Raw genomic sequence first — 15,883 nt, 5'->3', positions numbered from 1 at the left:
TGGTTGACGACATGCGCGCCTGGGATCATTCTTAATTCATCCCGACTGCAATCCCTTGGGCTGGTCCGATGCGCTGACAGCGACAATCGGAGGTGTGCCTGCCAAACGTCGATTTCGACTTGGGAGCATGGTCGGTGGGGCTGGCTCCTATGTATTTTCTTCGTGCGGCCGTTGTGCTCTCGCTCTTTTTTCTAAGCTCGTACGCTTGGGCCGAAAAGCGCGTCGCGCTGGTCATTGGAAACTCGGCCTACCAGCACGCGCCACAGCTTACGAACCCGCAGAATGACGCCAGCGACATGGCGTCGAAATTGACAGGACTGGGATTCGTGGTGGTGACCGGCCACGACCTCGACCTGGCGGGAATGCGTCGATCGATCCGAGAGTTTGTGGGAAAAGTCGAAGGCGCTGACGTGGCGCTCTTTTTCTATGCCGGTCATGGGCTGCAGGTAAACGGGGCCAACTACATGATCCCGGTCGACGCGCAGCTTCGTTCAAACAACGATCTGGATTTCGAGGCGTTGCCGATCGAGCTCGTGCTCTCCGCCATGGAGCGTAATGCCAAGGTCAACTTGGTGTTCCTCGACGCGTGCCGTGACAATCCACTGGCCGTGACACTGGCACGCTCCCTGGGAACGCGGTCAATGGTCGTCGGGCGGGGGCTAGCGAAACTCGATACCGGCGTGGGCTCTCTGATTGCGTTCGCAACTCAGCCGGGAAACGTTGCCCTTGATGGGGCTGGCAGGAACTCCCCGTTCACGACGGCCTTGCTGAAACACCTCGGCACACCCGGGCAGAGCATAACGGATGATCTGATTGCAGTGCGTCGCACCGTGTTACAGGTCACGGACGGCAAGCAGATTCCTTGGGACAGCTCATCCCTGACAGGCCCCGTTGTTCTAAATCCATCGCCGGTCCTGGCCCCAGCAACGAGGCCGCCGGCGACAGCGGATACCGACAGAACCGTGGAGCTTGCCTACTGGAATTCCATTAAGGATTCGACCGAAAGCAATTTCTTCGAAGCATACCTCCGGGAATACCCCAATGGCGCGTTCGGAACGCTTGCGAAATTGAAGATCGCGGCGATCGGAGCGCGCGAAAAGGAAAGGCAGGCGGCGGAGCAGGAAACGGCCGATTCCAAACGTGCCGTAAACCTTGAAGGCAACGCCGGGCCAACTGACGTTGCTGTTCTTGGACAGGCCAACTCAAGGGCACAGGCGTCAGGTGCGCCGGCGGCCAACATGACGGCCGGTGAACTCGCGTTCGCCGCCCAAAGGGAACTGGCGCGCATCGGATGCCTCAGCCGGGTTGACGGCAAATGGGGTGACAGCAGCCGGAAGGCCCTGCAGGCATATGCCGGGCGCAAGGGACTGAAGCTTACCTCACTCGCACCGACCGAGGAGCTTTTGAATGGGCTGAAAGCGATCGGGAATCGTGTTTGTCCGCTAGTCTGCGGCAACGGATTGGAAGCCCGCGACAACCGCTGCGTGGAGCTCGGCCTGAGTGCCTTCGACGGCACATGGCGGATAATAAGGCATGCAAAGACGGACTGCGGCGACTGGCGCGAACTCTCGTCAACCGTTTTCGTAAGTCACGGCACAGTGTCGTCGAGCTCTGGGTTCTCGGGAAAAATCTCCAGCAACGGAGCCGTCACGATTAGCCACACGTTTGTCCATAAGGGAAGGAAGGGAGGCAACATCCTGACGGGGATGATAAAAGGAGATAAAGGGACCGGCAAGTTCAGGGGGACCGGAGCAGGCAGCGGTTGCTCCGGAGTTATTACTATGGGCAAGATGTAGCGTGAAGGTAGTGTCAGGGAGACTTCGATGTGCGTGCGACCTGCCCCGAACTTTCATCCAGCGGCGACATTCTTAAAGCCTGCGGCGCGATCCACTTCAGCGTCATAGGCAGATCCCTGGGCCGTGCGCGTCGAGCCGACTGGATCTTCGCTCGGTTCCTGCGCGATCGTAAGTCCAATGGAGAAAGCGTTTGCCAAGGTAGCAACGGCCCGCAAGCGGTATTCCGCCGCTCCGTCGCTTTAGGTCCCAGCGCAACATGGCCGCTTGAAATCACCCTGCACGGGCCTAGCTACCATTACATTGCCTACCTTGAAGGAGCGCAGCCATGGAACTCACCGTGGTGCCCATCGTCAAGCCGGACGCCGCCAACTTCATTTTCGGCCAGTCGCATTTCATCAAGACTGTGGAAGACCTCCACGAGGCGATGGTGGGCGCGGTTCCTGGCATTCGCTTTGGGCTCGCCTTCTGCGAGGCCTCCGGTAAGCGGTTGGTGCGCTGGTCGGGTAATGACGAACCCATGCTCGCCCTTGCACGAGACAACGCATTGGCAATTGGCGCCGGGCACACCTTCCTAATCTTCCTGGGTGACGGATTCTTTCCCGTCAATGTGCTGGCCGCCGTGCGTGCCGTGCCGGAGGTCTGCCGCATTTACTGCGCGACGGCCAACCCGACACAGGTGATCGTCGCACAAACGGAGTTGGGTCGCGGCGTGCTTGGGGTGGTGGATGGCGCCTCACCGCTGGGTGTCGAAACGGATTCAGACATTGCGTGGCGGAAAGACCTGCTGCGGCAGATCGGCTACAAGCTTTAGTGCCTGGATTAGGCCCATGTCAGCGCGCCGGTGCGGCCCGCGCGCCACCGAAGGCCATCCCAATCCAGGTATGGCCGGTGGCGCGTTGGAACGGACAGGCCGAAATCTCCTGGCCGGCACGGGCAATACCGATGATGACCATTCGAGCCACGCAGGTTAGGGACCCTCCTCGGCTTCGGTTGCGTGAAACACCTGGCTTGCCGATGCCATCGCCGCCTGCACACGACTGAAACCGGCATAGGGCAGCATGTGGAGAATGGCCTCCGTCACTTCCTGTCGTGTGGCTCCGGTGTTCAGCGCCCCTTGGACGTGAACCTTGAGCGGTATTTCGTCTGCTGCGGTTCCACGCGCCGCAAGCGCGGCGACAGCCGCCAGTTCGCGCGATTTGAGGTCGAGACCGGGCCGCGAGAACACATCGCCGTAGGAAAATTCGAGGATGTAGCGGCCGAGATCGGGAGCGATGTGACGGAAGGCTTCAACCACGGCGTGGCCAGAGGCCCGGCTGATGTCGCCCATGGCTGCGACGCCTCTGTCGAAGCGGGCCTCGTCCGTCTCTGCCTGCGTACGCTCCTCGGCCAAGCCCTCACTTGCCTTTGACGGTTCAGCCAGACCGCCCGGCTTCTCCGCTTCTGCGAATGCGGCGAGTGCCGGTTCGACTGCGGTGAGCGCCTTTGGCCAACCGATGTAAACCGGCAGCTGGATCAGCAGTTCCGTGATTTCGGCCCGCGTCCAACCGGTCCGCAAACAGGCCTCCACGTGAAAACGCACCGTGCTATCGAGATTGCCGATCGCAACCACCATGGCGAGGGTTGCAAGTTCCCGGTCCTTGACCGCAAGGCCCGGCCGGTTCCAGATTTCGCCGTGGGCAAACTCGACCGTCAGCCGATCAAGATCGGGAGATGGGCCAGATCCGTCGACCGCGCGGCGGACAAGTGCGCCGGCGTCGTCTTTGCCTGTCTTGAGCAGCTGTTGCACCCCGAGCACCCAGTCATCACCTTCCGGTCGACCGGAGGCGGTGTCGACGGCAACGCCGCGCGCAGCAAATACGTCCCTGGCCAGAAGCATGGCGTCCTGGGCGAAGGGAAAGCCGCCGTAGACCACACTATGAATCAGGGTCTCGACAACCTCACGCGGGTTCCAGCCGGTCTCCAACATGCCGGCGATGTGAAAGCGAAGTGCAGGCCGCGCTGTCCCCAGGACGGTGATGACGGCCACATTGATAAGCTCGCGGGTTTTCTGCGAAAGGCCGGGCCTTGCCATCACGTTGCCATAGGCATCTTCGATCAGAATCCGGGATAGATCCGCGGAAAGCGGATCGAGCGTTCGGCTGAAGTCTGCGCCGCCAACGGCGCTTAGCGCCTCAAGCCCCTTTGCGCGCCGATTCTCGGCTGCGGCATCAACCCCTTGTGCGGAAGCGGGTTCGCCGAGTGCGGCGGTAGCCACCAGGCCTGCAGAAGTCTTGAGCATGGTTCGTCTGTCCTGATCTATCGTGCCGTCGCCGTTCAGCTCGGCATCTTTCCACTTGCTGGTCATTGTCTTCGGATCCTTTTGGTCTCACGACGCTGTGCTTCGGGGCGCGCCTAGTTTGACCACGTTGCCTGGAGTCAGCCGTCAGCCCGGATCGCTTCGGCGATAAGCGGGACGAGATACGGCTCGGTCCATTCTGCGGAGAGTGCGATGGATGTCGTCGTGCCCATCCGATAGAGGCGACCGCCCGAAATCGGCCCCAGCGCCTCTTCGACCTCGCGCACAGCGTTGTCTGACGTGGAGAAGTTCAGAAAGAAGACGTGATCGGCAGGGGAGCGCCGCAACGCGTGGAGGCAGAGAGACGTCACGCCCGAAGCGCCGACATCGACGCCTTCCGGTAGAACAGGCCTGAAGCCCAACTGTTCAAGAACGCGCAGGACCGGGCCACCGACATTGTTCTCCGTGTTGAAAACGTAGAGCGTCGGCCCATGGAGTTCGGCGAGCAGCACGCGTTCACCGGATGCCAGTGCATCGGCGACGCTCGCCTTTGCGGCATTGATTGCGTCGGCGACGGCAACCGCTTCGATTTTCGTCTGCGCGACCGCTGGCGAGACAAGCGCAAGGCTGATCGCCGGAGCCGCCAGGCTCGTGATTGCCAGATGAAGCGATGTGACGAGCGAGACAGTCTTCCGGTGACGGGAAATGGTGGAGGGGCTGGGCAAACATCTTCTCCTTCAGCGGGCTCGAGTTGGTCGAGCGGCGATTGGATCGGTCTGAGGGACCGAAGGAACGCGGCCATTGAAGGTCTAGCGATTGCGATAAATCCAATGAATTAATAATATCGCCGCCATGAAAACAGTTAATATCGCCAGCATCGACCTCAATCTCCTGGTCGTGTTCGACGCCCTGGTGGCGGAAGGACATGCGACCCGTGCCGCCGAACGGATCGGGCTCACGCAGCCGGCCGTCAGTCACGCACTCAATCGACTGCGCGCCCTCTTCGGCGACCCTCTGTTCGTTCGCTCGCCGCGCGGCATGATTGCGACGCCGGTTGCGCTTGAAGCCGCTCCGGCCATCCGCTCGATCCTCGAACAGGTCGAAGTCGTGCTGCGCGGCGGCCAGGCATTTGAACCAAGAGAGAGCGCACGCCAGTTCGCACTCGGCTTGTCCGACTATGCGGCCTACGTGCTCTTGCCTCGACTGACTGCGCGCCTGGAACACGAAGCGCCGAACGTCTCGCTCGTGGTCCGCAACACCAGTCACGGCGTCGGCCTGCCGATGCTGGAAGAAGGATCGGTCGAACTCATCGCCGGCAACTTCCCCGGACCCCCTACGCACCTGCGCGAGGAGCTGCTCTACGAAGAGGATTTCGTCTGCGCCGGCCGGGGCGATCACCCCGCCCTTGCTGGCCCTCTCGACCTCGACCGCTATCTATCGCTTCGCCATCTCCAGGTATCGACGAGGGGCAATCCGTACGGTTACGTCGATGCCGTGCTGGCCGAGCGCGGGCTGAAACGAAAAGTGGTGGTCACCGTCGGGCACTTTCTGATGGCACCATTCCTGGTCGACTCATCGGACCTGGTGGCAACGGAACCCCGCCGGCTGTTCGGGCGGCTGCCAGGAGGGCTGCCGCTTCGGTTCTTCCCGCCGCCCATCGGAATTCCGCCCTTTCGGGTCGTTCAGGCCTGGCATGCGCGCCATGAGGCGGATGCGGGACACCAATGGCTTCGACGCGTGATCCGAGAGATATCGCAAGAGACGGATCAATAGCGTCGCCGAAAGTTGCTCCGATCGATTGGGGCGGCCAACGCCATCCGATCCACTTGCGCCCGACCGCGCCGGCGTCCAATGTCGATGATTTCGAATTGGCCCCGAAGCCAATCGCGCCGCTCGTGCCATCGTGAAAACAGCATGGAACTTCAGAGGGCGCTAATTCCCCAAACGACCACTGCATCAAAGATGCCGAGATGTCTTCGCAGTGCCAAGCCCCAGATCGGTATCACGTCAAACCGTACTTGCGGATTTTATCGTGCAGGGTCGCCTTTGGCGTCAATAATTCCTCGCTGGTGCGGGCGAGGCTATTGCCGTTGCGACTGAGGGCTTCGGCGATCAGCGCGCGCTCGAAAGCTTCGACGGTTTGTGCCAGAGGACGAGAGGTCGCATCCGCCGCTCCGCCGAAAGGCGGAAAGCCGGTCTCGATGCCCAGCACGCAGCGCTCAGCGACATTGCGCAACTCGCGCACATTGCCCGGCCAATGATAGGCAAGCAGCCGCCTTGTCCGCTCGGCATCGGGATCGAGCACGGCCCGCTCGTGACGTGACGCCGCCTGCAGGGCAAAATGCTCGAACATCAGGCCGATGTCCTCGCGGCGTTCGCGCAGGGGCGGCAAGGGTAGCGTCGCGACATTCAGCCGATAATAGAGATCGGCACGAAACTCTCCTCGTTCCGCAAGCGCCGCCAGATCCACCTTGGTCGCAGCGACGACGCGGCAGTCGATGGAGATCGGCGTGTTCGATCCAAGGCGCTCGAGCGTTCGCTCCTGCAGCACCCTGAGCAGCTTCACCTGCATGGCCATCGGCATGCTCTCGATCTCGTCGAGAAACAGCGTGCCGCCACTGGCGTGCTCGATCTTGCCGATCCGGCGCTTTGCGGCACCGGTGAAGGCGCCCGGCTCGTGGCCGAAGATTTCGCTGTCGAACAGGTTTTCGGGGACCCCGCCGCAATTGATGGCGACGAAATTGCCGCTCCGTCTCGGGCTGGCATCGTGCAGGCAGCGCGCCACGAGTTCCTTGCCGGTTCCTGTCTCCCCCTGGATCAGTACATCCGCGGCGCTGTTGCCGAGCTCGCCGATGAGGTGACGCACCCTCTCGATAGCGGCAGAGTCTCCGATGATGCGAGCGGCGGTCATTTGCCTGTTCTCGAGCCGCGCGCGCAGTTCGCGCACCTCCAGCGTCAGCCTGCGATTTTCAAGCGCTCGCCGCACGACCTCGACGAAATAGTCGGGCGAGAACGGCTTCTCGATGAAGTCGTGTGCTCCGTCCTTCATCGCTTGAACCGCCAGAGAAATGTCGCCATGCCCGGTCATCAAGACGACCGGCAGGTCGCGGTCCTGCCGCAGAAGATCATGCATGAGCGCCATGCCGTCGTCGCCCGGCAGGCGGATGTCGGTAACGACGATCCCCGCAAAGTCGACAGGAACGAGCCGTCGCGCCTTCTCGGCGCTCTCCACCGCGTCGACATCCATGCCTTCAAGTTCGAGTGTCTGCTGGCATCCAAGGCGGACGTTCGGTTCGTCCTCGACGATCAGGACCTTGAGGTTGTCGCTCATGGCGTTTCTCCGATACCGGGTGCGGGCAGGACGACGGTGAAAACCGCACCGCCCTGAGGGTGGTTCGCCCCGGTCAGCGCTCCACCGAAATGGTGCACGATTTCCGACGAAATCGCCAAGCCGAGCCCCAAGCCCCTGTTGCTTTCCTTCGTCGTGAAGAAGGGTTCGAAGAGGTGCTCGCGCACGTGTTCCGGCAGGCCCGGCCCGTTGTCATGGACCTCGATGACCGCGCGTCCATCTTCGCGCCAGCCGCGAAGGCGTAGAGCAGGCGACGCTGCGTTTTCGATGGCGTCCAGCGCATTGGCAATCAGGTTGACCATGACCTGCTCCAAACGGTTGGCATCGCAGAGCGCCGTAATCTCGCCCGTCGCGATCTCGGTGGACACGTCTACATTCGCGCGGCGCAGGCGCTGTTCGAGCAGGAACAGTGCGTTGCCCACCGAACGTCGGACATCGATCGGACCCGGCGTACCCGAGGATTTGCGGGCGAAGGACTTGAGCTGGTTGGTGAGCGTGCCCAGCCCATCGACGATGCTGCCGATGCGGTCAAGGTTGCTTTCGGCAGTCGCCACATCACCCCGTCGGAGGAACTTGACCGCATTGCCGGAAAGCGTGCGCAGCGCCGCGAGAGGCTGATTTATCTCATGGGCAAGGCCGGCGGAAATCTGGCCGATCGTAGCCAGCTTGGCGGTATGGACGAGTTCGTCCTGCGCGGCCCGCAACGTCCGTGTCCGCTCCTCAACCTTGCGCTCCAGCTCGTCATGGGCGCGCTGCAGCGCTTCGCGAGCCCGCAGTTGGTCGTGCAGATGCCGCCGCCGCTGGTCGAGCAGCACAAGTACAATTCCGACGAAGGCACTGGCGATCGCCGCCAAAGCAGCACGGGTCCAGGCGATCGCCCTGACCTCACCGGCGGGGGAAAGCACCGTCAGCGACCAGCCGGTGTCGCCCATCGGGGCGGTCTGCGCCAGAAAGTTGCCCGACAGCTTGGAACCGCCGCCGACGTCCGCCGATGGCGCAAGCCGCACGAGGGTGGCATTTTCGCTGAAAGCCTCCTCGCGCCGCAGTCCGAGCGAGGGAAGCGGGCGGGCGTTGTATTGCAGGCTGCGCTCCAGACGCCGCCGCTCTTGGTCCGGCAGCGGGCGCAGCGTAGTGAACTTCCAGGAGGGTACGGACGCAAGGATGACGACGCCGTTCTGGTCCGTGACGATGACCGGCACTTCGACGGTCGCCCAGGACTGCTCCAGCTGTTCAAGGCTGACTTTGACCGCAGCCACGCCGACGACCGCGCCTTTCGCGAGCAAAGGCGAAGAGAGATAGTAGCCAGGCTCGCCGCGGGTGGTACCGATGCCGAAAAGCCGGCCGGGCCGCCCCTGCATGGAATCGTTGAAATAGGACCGGTAGGACAGGTCCTCGCCGATGAAGCTGTCCGGGCGGTTCCAATTGCTGGCGGCGACCACGTGCCCCCCGCGGTCGAGCAGGTAGATCGACAGCGTGCCTGCCCGCTGGTTGAGCTGCTCAAGGTAGCGGTTGACGGTGTCGGTGAGCGGCTTACCGTGCGCGATCAGGTCGATCACGTCCCGCTCCAGGCCGAGCGTCGCCGGGAAATAGGCGTATTTGTCGATCTGCCTGTTCAGGCTGGTGGCATAGAGCTCGAGGCGTTGCGTGCCCGTTCTCTGTAACTCCGCCAGGCCCAGGGTCTCGCTGATGCGAAAGCCCGCAAGGCCGACAACCAGCGCCACGGCGGCGAGGCCGGGGAGCAACAAACCGTATTTGCGGACAAAAGAAGCGATCGACATTGGGAACGAATGGGAGCGGATGCACACGCCGCAGCACTATTGTTGATCCGGCTCCCTACCACATCCGATGAGGCCGAGCGAGCTTGCGGTGATCTGCCCGCCTATCAAGAGAAAGCGGGCAGACAGTCATTGGGCGTCGGCCTATTCGGCTGCGACCAGTCTTTCGCGCGTGCGCTGTTCCGCTTCGTCAGGAATGTCGAGCGCGTTTTCCCACTTGGCGACGACGGTCGTGGCAATCGCATTGCCCAGCACGTTGGTGGCGGTGCGCCCCATGTCAAGGAAGTGGTCGATGCCCATGATCAGAAGCACGCCGGCCTCAGGCAGGTTGAACATCGGCAGCACGGCGGCAACGACGACCAGCGCGGAGCGCGGCACGCCGGCTATGCCCTTGCTCGAAACCATGAGGACCAGCAGCATGACGATCTGCTGTTCCATGGTGAGCGGCAGGCCATAAGCCTGGGAGATGAACAACGCAGCGAAGGCCGTATAGATCATCGAGCCGTCGAGGTTGAAGGAGTAGCCGAGCGGCAGGACGAAGCCGATGACGCGCTCCCTCACACCGAAGTCTTCCAGCTTCTCCATGACGCGCGGATAGGCCGCTTCGCTGGAGGCGGTGGAGAAACCGACGAGCATCGGCTGGCGCACTTCCTTCACCAGGCGGAACACGTTCGAGCCCAGCACCAGGAAACCGGCACCGATCAACACGGCCCAGAGCACGACGAGCGTCGTGTAGAAGCTGCCGACGAACTTGCCGTAGACCATCAGGATGCCGAGGCCCTGGACGGTGACGACGTTGGCGACCGCGGCAAAGACACCGAGTGGGGCGAAGCGCATTACATAATCCGTCACCTTCAGCATCACCGGGACGGCACCTTCGATGACCTCGATCAAGGGGCGGGCCTTCGTGTCCTTCAGGCTGCCGAGCGCAAGACCGAAGAACACCGAGAAGACGAGGATCTGGAGGATCTCGTTGTTCGCCATCGCTTCGAAGATGTTGCGCGGGAAGACGTGGGTGATGAAGTCCTTGAGATTGAGCGACGACGTCTTCAGGTCGGCGGTGGCCGAAATGTCGGGCAGCGGCACGCCGACATTAGCGCCGGGTTGGAAAAGGTTGGCGAACACGAGGCCGATCGCCAGCGATGCGAGCGACGCCATCAGGAACCAGCCGAGCGCCTTGCCGCCGATGCGCCCGACGGTGCGGGCGTCGCCCATACCGGCCATGCCGGCGACGAGTGTGGTGAAGATCAGCGGCGCGATGATCATCTTGATCAGCCGCAGGAAAATGTCCGTCACCATCGCGAAATATCCGGCGATGTCCTTTGCTGCAGCCGGGCTGCCCGACAGAACATTGCAGCCATAGCCGACGATGACGCCCAGGATCATCGCGATGACGATCCAGGTCGTCTGCTTGTTTATCTTCATGATAATCTCCTTCCTCCCTCCGCTCGGCTCATCCGGGCGGATTTTCAGTCAACAGTTGGGGTGGTTCAGTTGCGCGCGATGATCGGGCGCGGTTTGGTCAGCGCCTCCGGGCGCAAGGCTTCGGCAAGCGTTTCGGCCGTCATCAGGCCGCGCGCCTCCACGAGTTCGGCGACGCCTTTGCCGGTCCGGTGGGCCTCGGCCGCGATCTCGGTCGCATTGGCATAGCCGATGATCGGGTTGAGTGCAGTGACGATGCCGATCGAGCCCAGCACGCTTGCTTCCAGGCGTTCGCGGTTCGCGGTGACGCCGTCGACGCATTTGTCGGCGAGGATCAGGCATCCCTGGCTGAGGTGGCCGATGCTCTTGAACAGGCTGTGGGCGATGATCGGTTCGAAAGCGTTGAGCTGCAGCTGGCCCGCCTCGGCGGCGAAGGTCACCGTCAGGTCGTTGCCGATCACCTCGAAGGCGATCTGGTTGACGACTTCCGGGATCACCGGATTGACCTTGCCGGGCATGATCGAGGAGCCGGCCTGGCGCGGCGGCAGGTTGATCTCGCCGAAGCCCGCCCGCGGGCCGCTGGAAAGCAGCCGCAGATCGTTGCACACCTTGGAAAGCTTCACCGCGACGCGCTTCAAGACACCCGAAAGCTGGACGAAGCTACCGCAATCCTGTGTGGCTTCGATGAGATTGGGCGCGGTGATCACTGGCACGCCGCTGATCTCGGCAAGCAACCGGCAAACCAGGGATGCGTAGTCGGGATGGGCGGTGATGCCCGTGCCGATGGCGGTGGCGCCGAGGTTGATCTCGCGGATCAGCAGCGCAGCCTCGCGCAACCGCTGCTCGTCTTCGGCCAGCATCACCGCATAGGTGGAGAACTCCTGCCCCAGCGTCATCGGCACTGCGTCCTGCAACTGGGTACGGCCCATCTTGAGAATGTCGTGGAATTCGTCCGCCTTGCGCTCGAAAGCCGCCCGGAGATGCGCCATGGCATCAATCAAACGGAAGATGCCGCTATAGGTCGCAAGCTTCAGCGCCGTCGGATAGACGTCGTTGGTGGACTGGCCAAGGTTGACGTGTTCGTTTGGATGTAGATGCCGGTAATCACCGCGTACGCGCCCCAGGACCTCGAGCGCCCGATTGGCGATCACCTCATTGGCGTTCATGTTGGTGGAGGTGCCGGCGCCGCCTTGGATCACATCCACGACGAATTGGTCGTTGAGCGCGCCGCCTTCGATTTCCCGGCAGGCCGCAACGATCGCCTCCGCCCGTTGAGCATCGAGCTGCCCCAGTTCCAGATTGGCCCGTGCGGCCGCCATCTTGATCTGCGCGAGCGCGCGGATCAGGTCCGGATAGTGGGAGATCGGAATTCCGGTCACCGCGAAGTTTTCGACGGCACGCAGGGTGTGAACGCCGTAGTAGGCGTCCATGGGGACCTCGCGGTCCCCGAGCAGGTCATGCTCTACGCGGCTCAAGGCAACAGTCATTGAATGTTTTCTCCTCTCCATCCACCCGCTGCCGAGCGGGGGTTGCCTTGGGAGAGCAACACGCGTGCCAATTCGAGCGGACGCGAGCAGCGCCGCTAAACCATTGAAATCAAACCATCCTATTTGCCGTCCCGTTCGACCATGTTCGGATTTCCGGATGAAGCATGGCCAGCGCGTTCGGAAACCCGAATGATGTGACCCCGTTCCGACAGCAAGCCTACTTCCTGTCGTCGTTGCCCAAACGAGACTCGTCCTGATGCCGGGCTTTTGCTTAGCCAATTCGCTTGGACATGATCCGGCATTGGCAGGGATTTTTGGATTTAGCTGCCTCCACGCCACTGTCGCAATTGCGCCCGCGAACGAACGAATGCGCGCGTGATGAGCAACGCGAGCCGGTAAGTCTGAGCTATCGCGTCCGCGAGCGCCATGCCCGCGGGCATCGGCAGCAGCGCCGAGCCGCCGCCGGAATTGAGCGCGATTACGAGATCCTTCGCAGACAGACTCGAGACCACCTTCAAAGCCGCCTCGAAGGCGAGGAACCCGCCTCGTCAGGTACGGATGCAATCCTTCGATAATTTGGATCCTGTCGCAGGCGTCGCCGAACCCTTGCCCGCACCGACCACAACGGTGCGGCCCTTCGGGCGCGGCGATAGATTGACGACGATCCTTTTGCCGGATCGGCAGCAGCGACCACCATTAAAGAGCGAGGTCGAGAACGGACGACGCTCGTCGGCCGACAACCAGTATCACTCCTCCGCTGGCCCGTAGAGGCCGAGCTTTTCGAGCAGTGTCCGCTGCCGATCGACACTTTCAACGAGCAAGCCGGTGTAGCGATCGACGATCCGGTCGCGATGGTCCGGATCGGAAACGGCAGAGAGTGCGCCGAGGATCGCAGCGACCCTTTCGGACGTCCGCCGCAGGTCCCCAAGGAGGTCCGCCTTGCCGCCGAGTTCGGTGACCGCTCTCTTCGAGACCCGGCCGATGCCGGCGGGAGTGCAACTGCCTGCCGACACATAGCCAATCGGCAGGTCACCCTTGAGATTGGTGACCGACTTGAATTGAATGGCATCGAAGATCTGGTCGACTGCCTGCTTCGCACCGGTCACGCGCGTGGGATGATCGGTGTCCGCAGCAGCATGCGGCAGCAGTTCGAGCTTGCCCTTATGGCGCTCCTCGAGCGGCAGGTAAGGCAGCATCGGTCCGCTGAGCTTGCCGGTCGCGGCATCCTTGAAGAGGTCGGCGTCGATCGCGGCATGCGCGATCTTGCCGGATGACAGCGCCTCGTCGAGCGCGACCGCATCGACGACCTCGCCGCGGTCGTAATTGACCAGCACGGACCCGTCATTCATCGCGCCGAGCACCTTCGCATCAACCGTCCCGGCGTTGGAATAGACGCCGCTTGCCGCGTCGAGGCGACCGAGACCAATATGAACGGAGAGGACGTCGGCACCAGCCGCCGCCGCGACCGGACTTGCGGCATAGTCGAAGCCCTCCGCCTCGATCCAGCGCTTGTGATGCTCGCGGGCGTAGATCGCCACCTTCATGCCGAAGGCCTTGGCGAGCTTGGCGACTTCACGACCGATATTGCCATAGCCGAGAATGGCGATCTTCCGGCCTTCGAGCTTGGCGGTGGGAAAATCCTTGAGCTGACGGCCGGTGTCGAAGTCGCCCTCGGCGACCATCCGGTGCAGCCTGTGGACCGGCAAATCGGGAACGACCTTCACGACCGCCTTCATCGCCATCTGGGCGGTCGCCCGGCTGTTGATCCCCGGCGTGTTCATGAGCGGCGCCTCGCCGCCCTCGCCATTGCCGCCGCCCCAGGAGGCCGAGCCCATGTTGCCGGTGCCCGCGCCAATGCGCACGCCGCCGAGCGGGAAGACGGAGGCCTTCGGAATGAAGGTCGCCGCGGCAATCAGCGCGTCGTACTGGCCCTTATCGGTCTGCGGCAGGATCTCAGCCTCGGTGCTGAGATTCGGCTGGTAGAAGAAATGGATGCGGCCCTTCTCGAGCGCCGACCGGTCGCCGATCGGCCCGAGATGGAAGACACCGCCCTTTTCCTCGATATAGGCCTTCACCTCGCTGTGATCCGGCTGGCCGTCGGCGCCGAAGCGCAGGCCGATCATATCGGCGATCAGCACGGTATAGGCACGCGTCAGATCGTCCTTGCGGACGGGCCCATCGGCCTTGGCCGGAGCCTCGAAGGTGACGCCATTCTTCGCCAGTTCCTCTTCAAGAACGACGATCTTGGCACGCAGATAGGCGTATTGCAGGTTCTCCAGAAGCGCGACGACATCTTCCGGCTCGCGGATGCCGCCGACCCAGGCGCGGTAGTCGCCGGGCGTGCCCGGGAAGGCATTGACGTAGCGGGCCGCGTCGAGGCCGGGCTCGTAATCGCCGTTCGGGTGGGTAATGCCCTCATAGCCGAGCAATTGTTTCGAACGGGCGATGATGCGGGCGTGGATGGCAGGATCGCTGATGCCACCGTCCTCCACCTTCAGCAGTGTCACGGCCGCGCCGCGCCGCTCGGCATCGGTGACCGTCAGCGACAAAAGCGGATGCGCCTTGACCCACTCCTCGACCACCTTGCGATTGGCGGCGGATCGACGGTTGAGATCGACGACAGAGCCAACCCGAGCCTCCGACTGCAACAGGCCGAAGGTGGTCTCGGCAAAGGCGAGCGCGCTGTAGGTGTTGATGACGCCGCCGAGCATGCGATCTTCGGCCGGGTCGTAGAACGGCCCTGCGTCGACGGAGCGCTTGGCCGAAAAGGGCTGCCTGGGATCGACGGGCGGCGCAATCTTCAGTTGCCGGGGGATCGCCCAGGCGGGAGATTGCTGGTTCTTCTCGATCAGTGCCAGGGCGTGCGGCGTGAAGGAGGCGACAAAATAGCCCGAAATGCCGCCGATCGCCTTCTGGAAAGGCATGAACAGGCAGCACTTCACCATAACGGCAGCGACCAGTTCGGGCTCCCACGGCATGGCACCCAGCATCGAGGTTGCGTCGAACACCGCATGGCGGTTTGTCGGATCGCCATCGATCCAGTTCAACAACTCGCGGATCTCGCCGCTGGTATAGGCATTGGCACCGGTCGTCTCGTGGCCAACACCGACGAAGATCGAAACGCCAAGGGAGGAGAGCTCTGCCGCAGTCGGAATGACGCCTTCGGAGGCGGCGAAATGGATACGGCTCTCGCAACCCTTTTCGGCGAAGCGCTGCATTTCGATCAGCTGTGTTGCCCAGGACTGGCGGAAGAAGCCCGCGGCCTTGGACGGATCGCTCTCCGGCCGCGGCGTATCGACATAGATGCGTTGGGAGGTGTCGTTGGCATTCATCAGATGCTGGACGCAAACGGTGAAACCACTGTGGCCACCGCCGAGCCCGACTGCCATGCGGTTCGTCTTCGGAAAGCCGAAATAGCGATGGATCGCCCGCATCATGTCGGTCAAAATCTTATCGGCCGGATAGCCTCGGTGCATGCTGCGGGAAATCTCGGCGGTTGTGAAGCCGCCAATGTCGTTGCCCCTGTCGTCGAACTTGCGATAGGTCTTCTCGATCCAGGCGTCGAACGCGATCCGCCGCAGGCGGCTGTCCACTTCGTCGGTGGTTGCATCGGTGATCGGGCCGACACCGAAGAATGGGTTGGACGGCGGCCTCGGCGCGCCCGATTTGGTCAGTTCGATTGCCTTCAGTCGCTGTTCCTGCATCTGCGCGATATTCATCGTGATCTGCCTATCTGTTCTCGAGGCGAAGGATGATCGGCATAGTGGATCGAACCCATC

The 15,883-nt window shown here is 62.6% G+C and carries 12 protein-coding genes; 3 read left to right on the top strand and 9 right to left on the bottom strand.

Annotated elements, in window-relative coordinates:
- Positions 1-149 precede the first annotated feature (149 nt).
- On the top strand, positions 150-1,796 hold the full coding sequence (locus AC0C6X_RS14115; RefSeq protein WP_247958807.1) for a caspase family protein: 1,647 nt from the start codon (positions 150-152) through the stop codon (positions 1,794-1,796).
- A 325-nt stretch (positions 1,797-2,121) separates the two neighbouring features.
- On the top strand, positions 2,122-2,607 hold the full coding sequence (locus AC0C6X_RS14110; protein WP_173519081.1) for an adenosine-specific kinase: 486 nt from the start codon (positions 2,122-2,124) through the stop codon (positions 2,605-2,607).
- A 19-nt stretch (positions 2,608-2,626) separates the two neighbouring features.
- Here the strand turns inward: AC0C6X_RS14110 and AC0C6X_RS14105 are convergent, their stop codons facing one another.
- From AC0C6X_RS14105 to AC0C6X_RS14095, 3 genes are all read right to left on the bottom strand, one after another.
- Entirely contained in the window at positions 2,627-2,758 is a 132-nt protein-coding gene (locus AC0C6X_RS14105; RefSeq protein WP_349508018.1) for a hypothetical protein, read from the bottom strand.
- Between the two features lie 5 nt (positions 2,759-2,763).
- Positions 2,764-4,140, bottom strand: coding sequence for a carboxymuconolactone decarboxylase family protein (locus tag AC0C6X_RS14100; protein ID WP_472953643.1), 1,377 nt, complete (start codon positions 4,138-4,140; stop codon positions 2,764-2,766).
- A gap of 71 nt (positions 4,141-4,211) precedes the next feature.
- Positions 4,212-4,796, bottom strand: a complete 585-nt coding sequence (locus tag AC0C6X_RS14095; protein WP_173519082.1) for a substrate-binding domain-containing protein — start codon at positions 4,794-4,796, stop codon at positions 4,212-4,214.
- A 127-nt stretch (positions 4,797-4,923) separates the two neighbouring features.
- Here AC0C6X_RS14095 and AC0C6X_RS14090 point away from each other — a divergent pair, with 127 nt between their 5' ends.
- Positions 4,924-5,844: a LysR family transcriptional regulator gene (locus AC0C6X_RS14090; protein WP_173519083.1), complete on the top strand. Its 921-nt coding sequence runs from the start codon at positions 4,924-4,926 to the stop codon at positions 5,842-5,844.
- 229 nt (positions 5,845-6,073) lie between these two features.
- Here the strand turns inward: AC0C6X_RS14090 and AC0C6X_RS14085 are convergent, their stop codons facing one another.
- The 6 genes from AC0C6X_RS14085 to AC0C6X_RS14060 all read right to left on the bottom strand — a co-directional run bounded on the left by AC0C6X_RS14085 (position 6,074) and on the right by AC0C6X_RS14060 (position 15,823).
- Positions 6,074-7,402, bottom strand: a complete 1,329-nt coding sequence (locus AC0C6X_RS14085) for a sigma-54-dependent transcriptional regulator (protein WP_472953640.1) — start codon at positions 7,400-7,402, stop codon at positions 6,074-6,076.
- Positions 7,399-9,165 carry a sensor histidine kinase gene (locus tag AC0C6X_RS14080; protein ID WP_472953637.1) on the bottom strand — a complete coding sequence of 589 codons (1,767 nt, stop codon included), beginning with the start codon at positions 9,163-9,165 and terminating at the stop codon, positions 7,399-7,401. The genes AC0C6X_RS14085 and AC0C6X_RS14080 overlap by 4 nt, the downstream gene beginning before the upstream one ends.
- Positions 9,166-9,339: 174 nt before the next feature.
- Positions 9,340-10,620: a dicarboxylate/amino acid:cation symporter gene (locus tag AC0C6X_RS14075; RefSeq protein ID WP_173519086.1), complete on the bottom strand. Its 1,281-nt coding sequence runs from the start codon at positions 10,618-10,620 to the stop codon at positions 9,340-9,342.
- A 65-nt stretch (positions 10,621-10,685) separates the two neighbouring features.
- Positions 10,686-12,104 carry an aspartate ammonia-lyase gene (gene aspA, locus AC0C6X_RS14070; protein ID WP_173519087.1) on the bottom strand — a complete coding sequence of 473 codons (1,419 nt, stop codon included), beginning with the start codon at positions 12,102-12,104 and terminating at the stop codon, positions 10,686-10,688.
- A 320-nt stretch (positions 12,105-12,424) separates the two neighbouring features.
- Complete coding sequence (locus AC0C6X_RS14065) at positions 12,425-12,616, bottom strand: DUF4147 domain-containing protein (protein WP_247958883.1); 192 nt, start codon at positions 12,614-12,616, stop codon at positions 12,425-12,427.
- Positions 12,617-12,850: 234 nt separating this feature from the next.
- Positions 12,851-15,823, bottom strand: coding sequence for an NAD(P)-dependent oxidoreductase (locus AC0C6X_RS14060; RefSeq protein ID WP_472953634.1), 2,973 nt, complete (start codon positions 15,821-15,823; stop codon positions 12,851-12,853).
- Positions 15,824-15,883 lie beyond the last annotated feature (60 nt).

Source organism: Ensifer sp. VA4 (genome assembly GCF_055710065.1).
The sequence above is the reverse complement of the archived record's forward strand: the minus strand, read 5'-3'. Positions and strand labels throughout refer to the sequence as shown.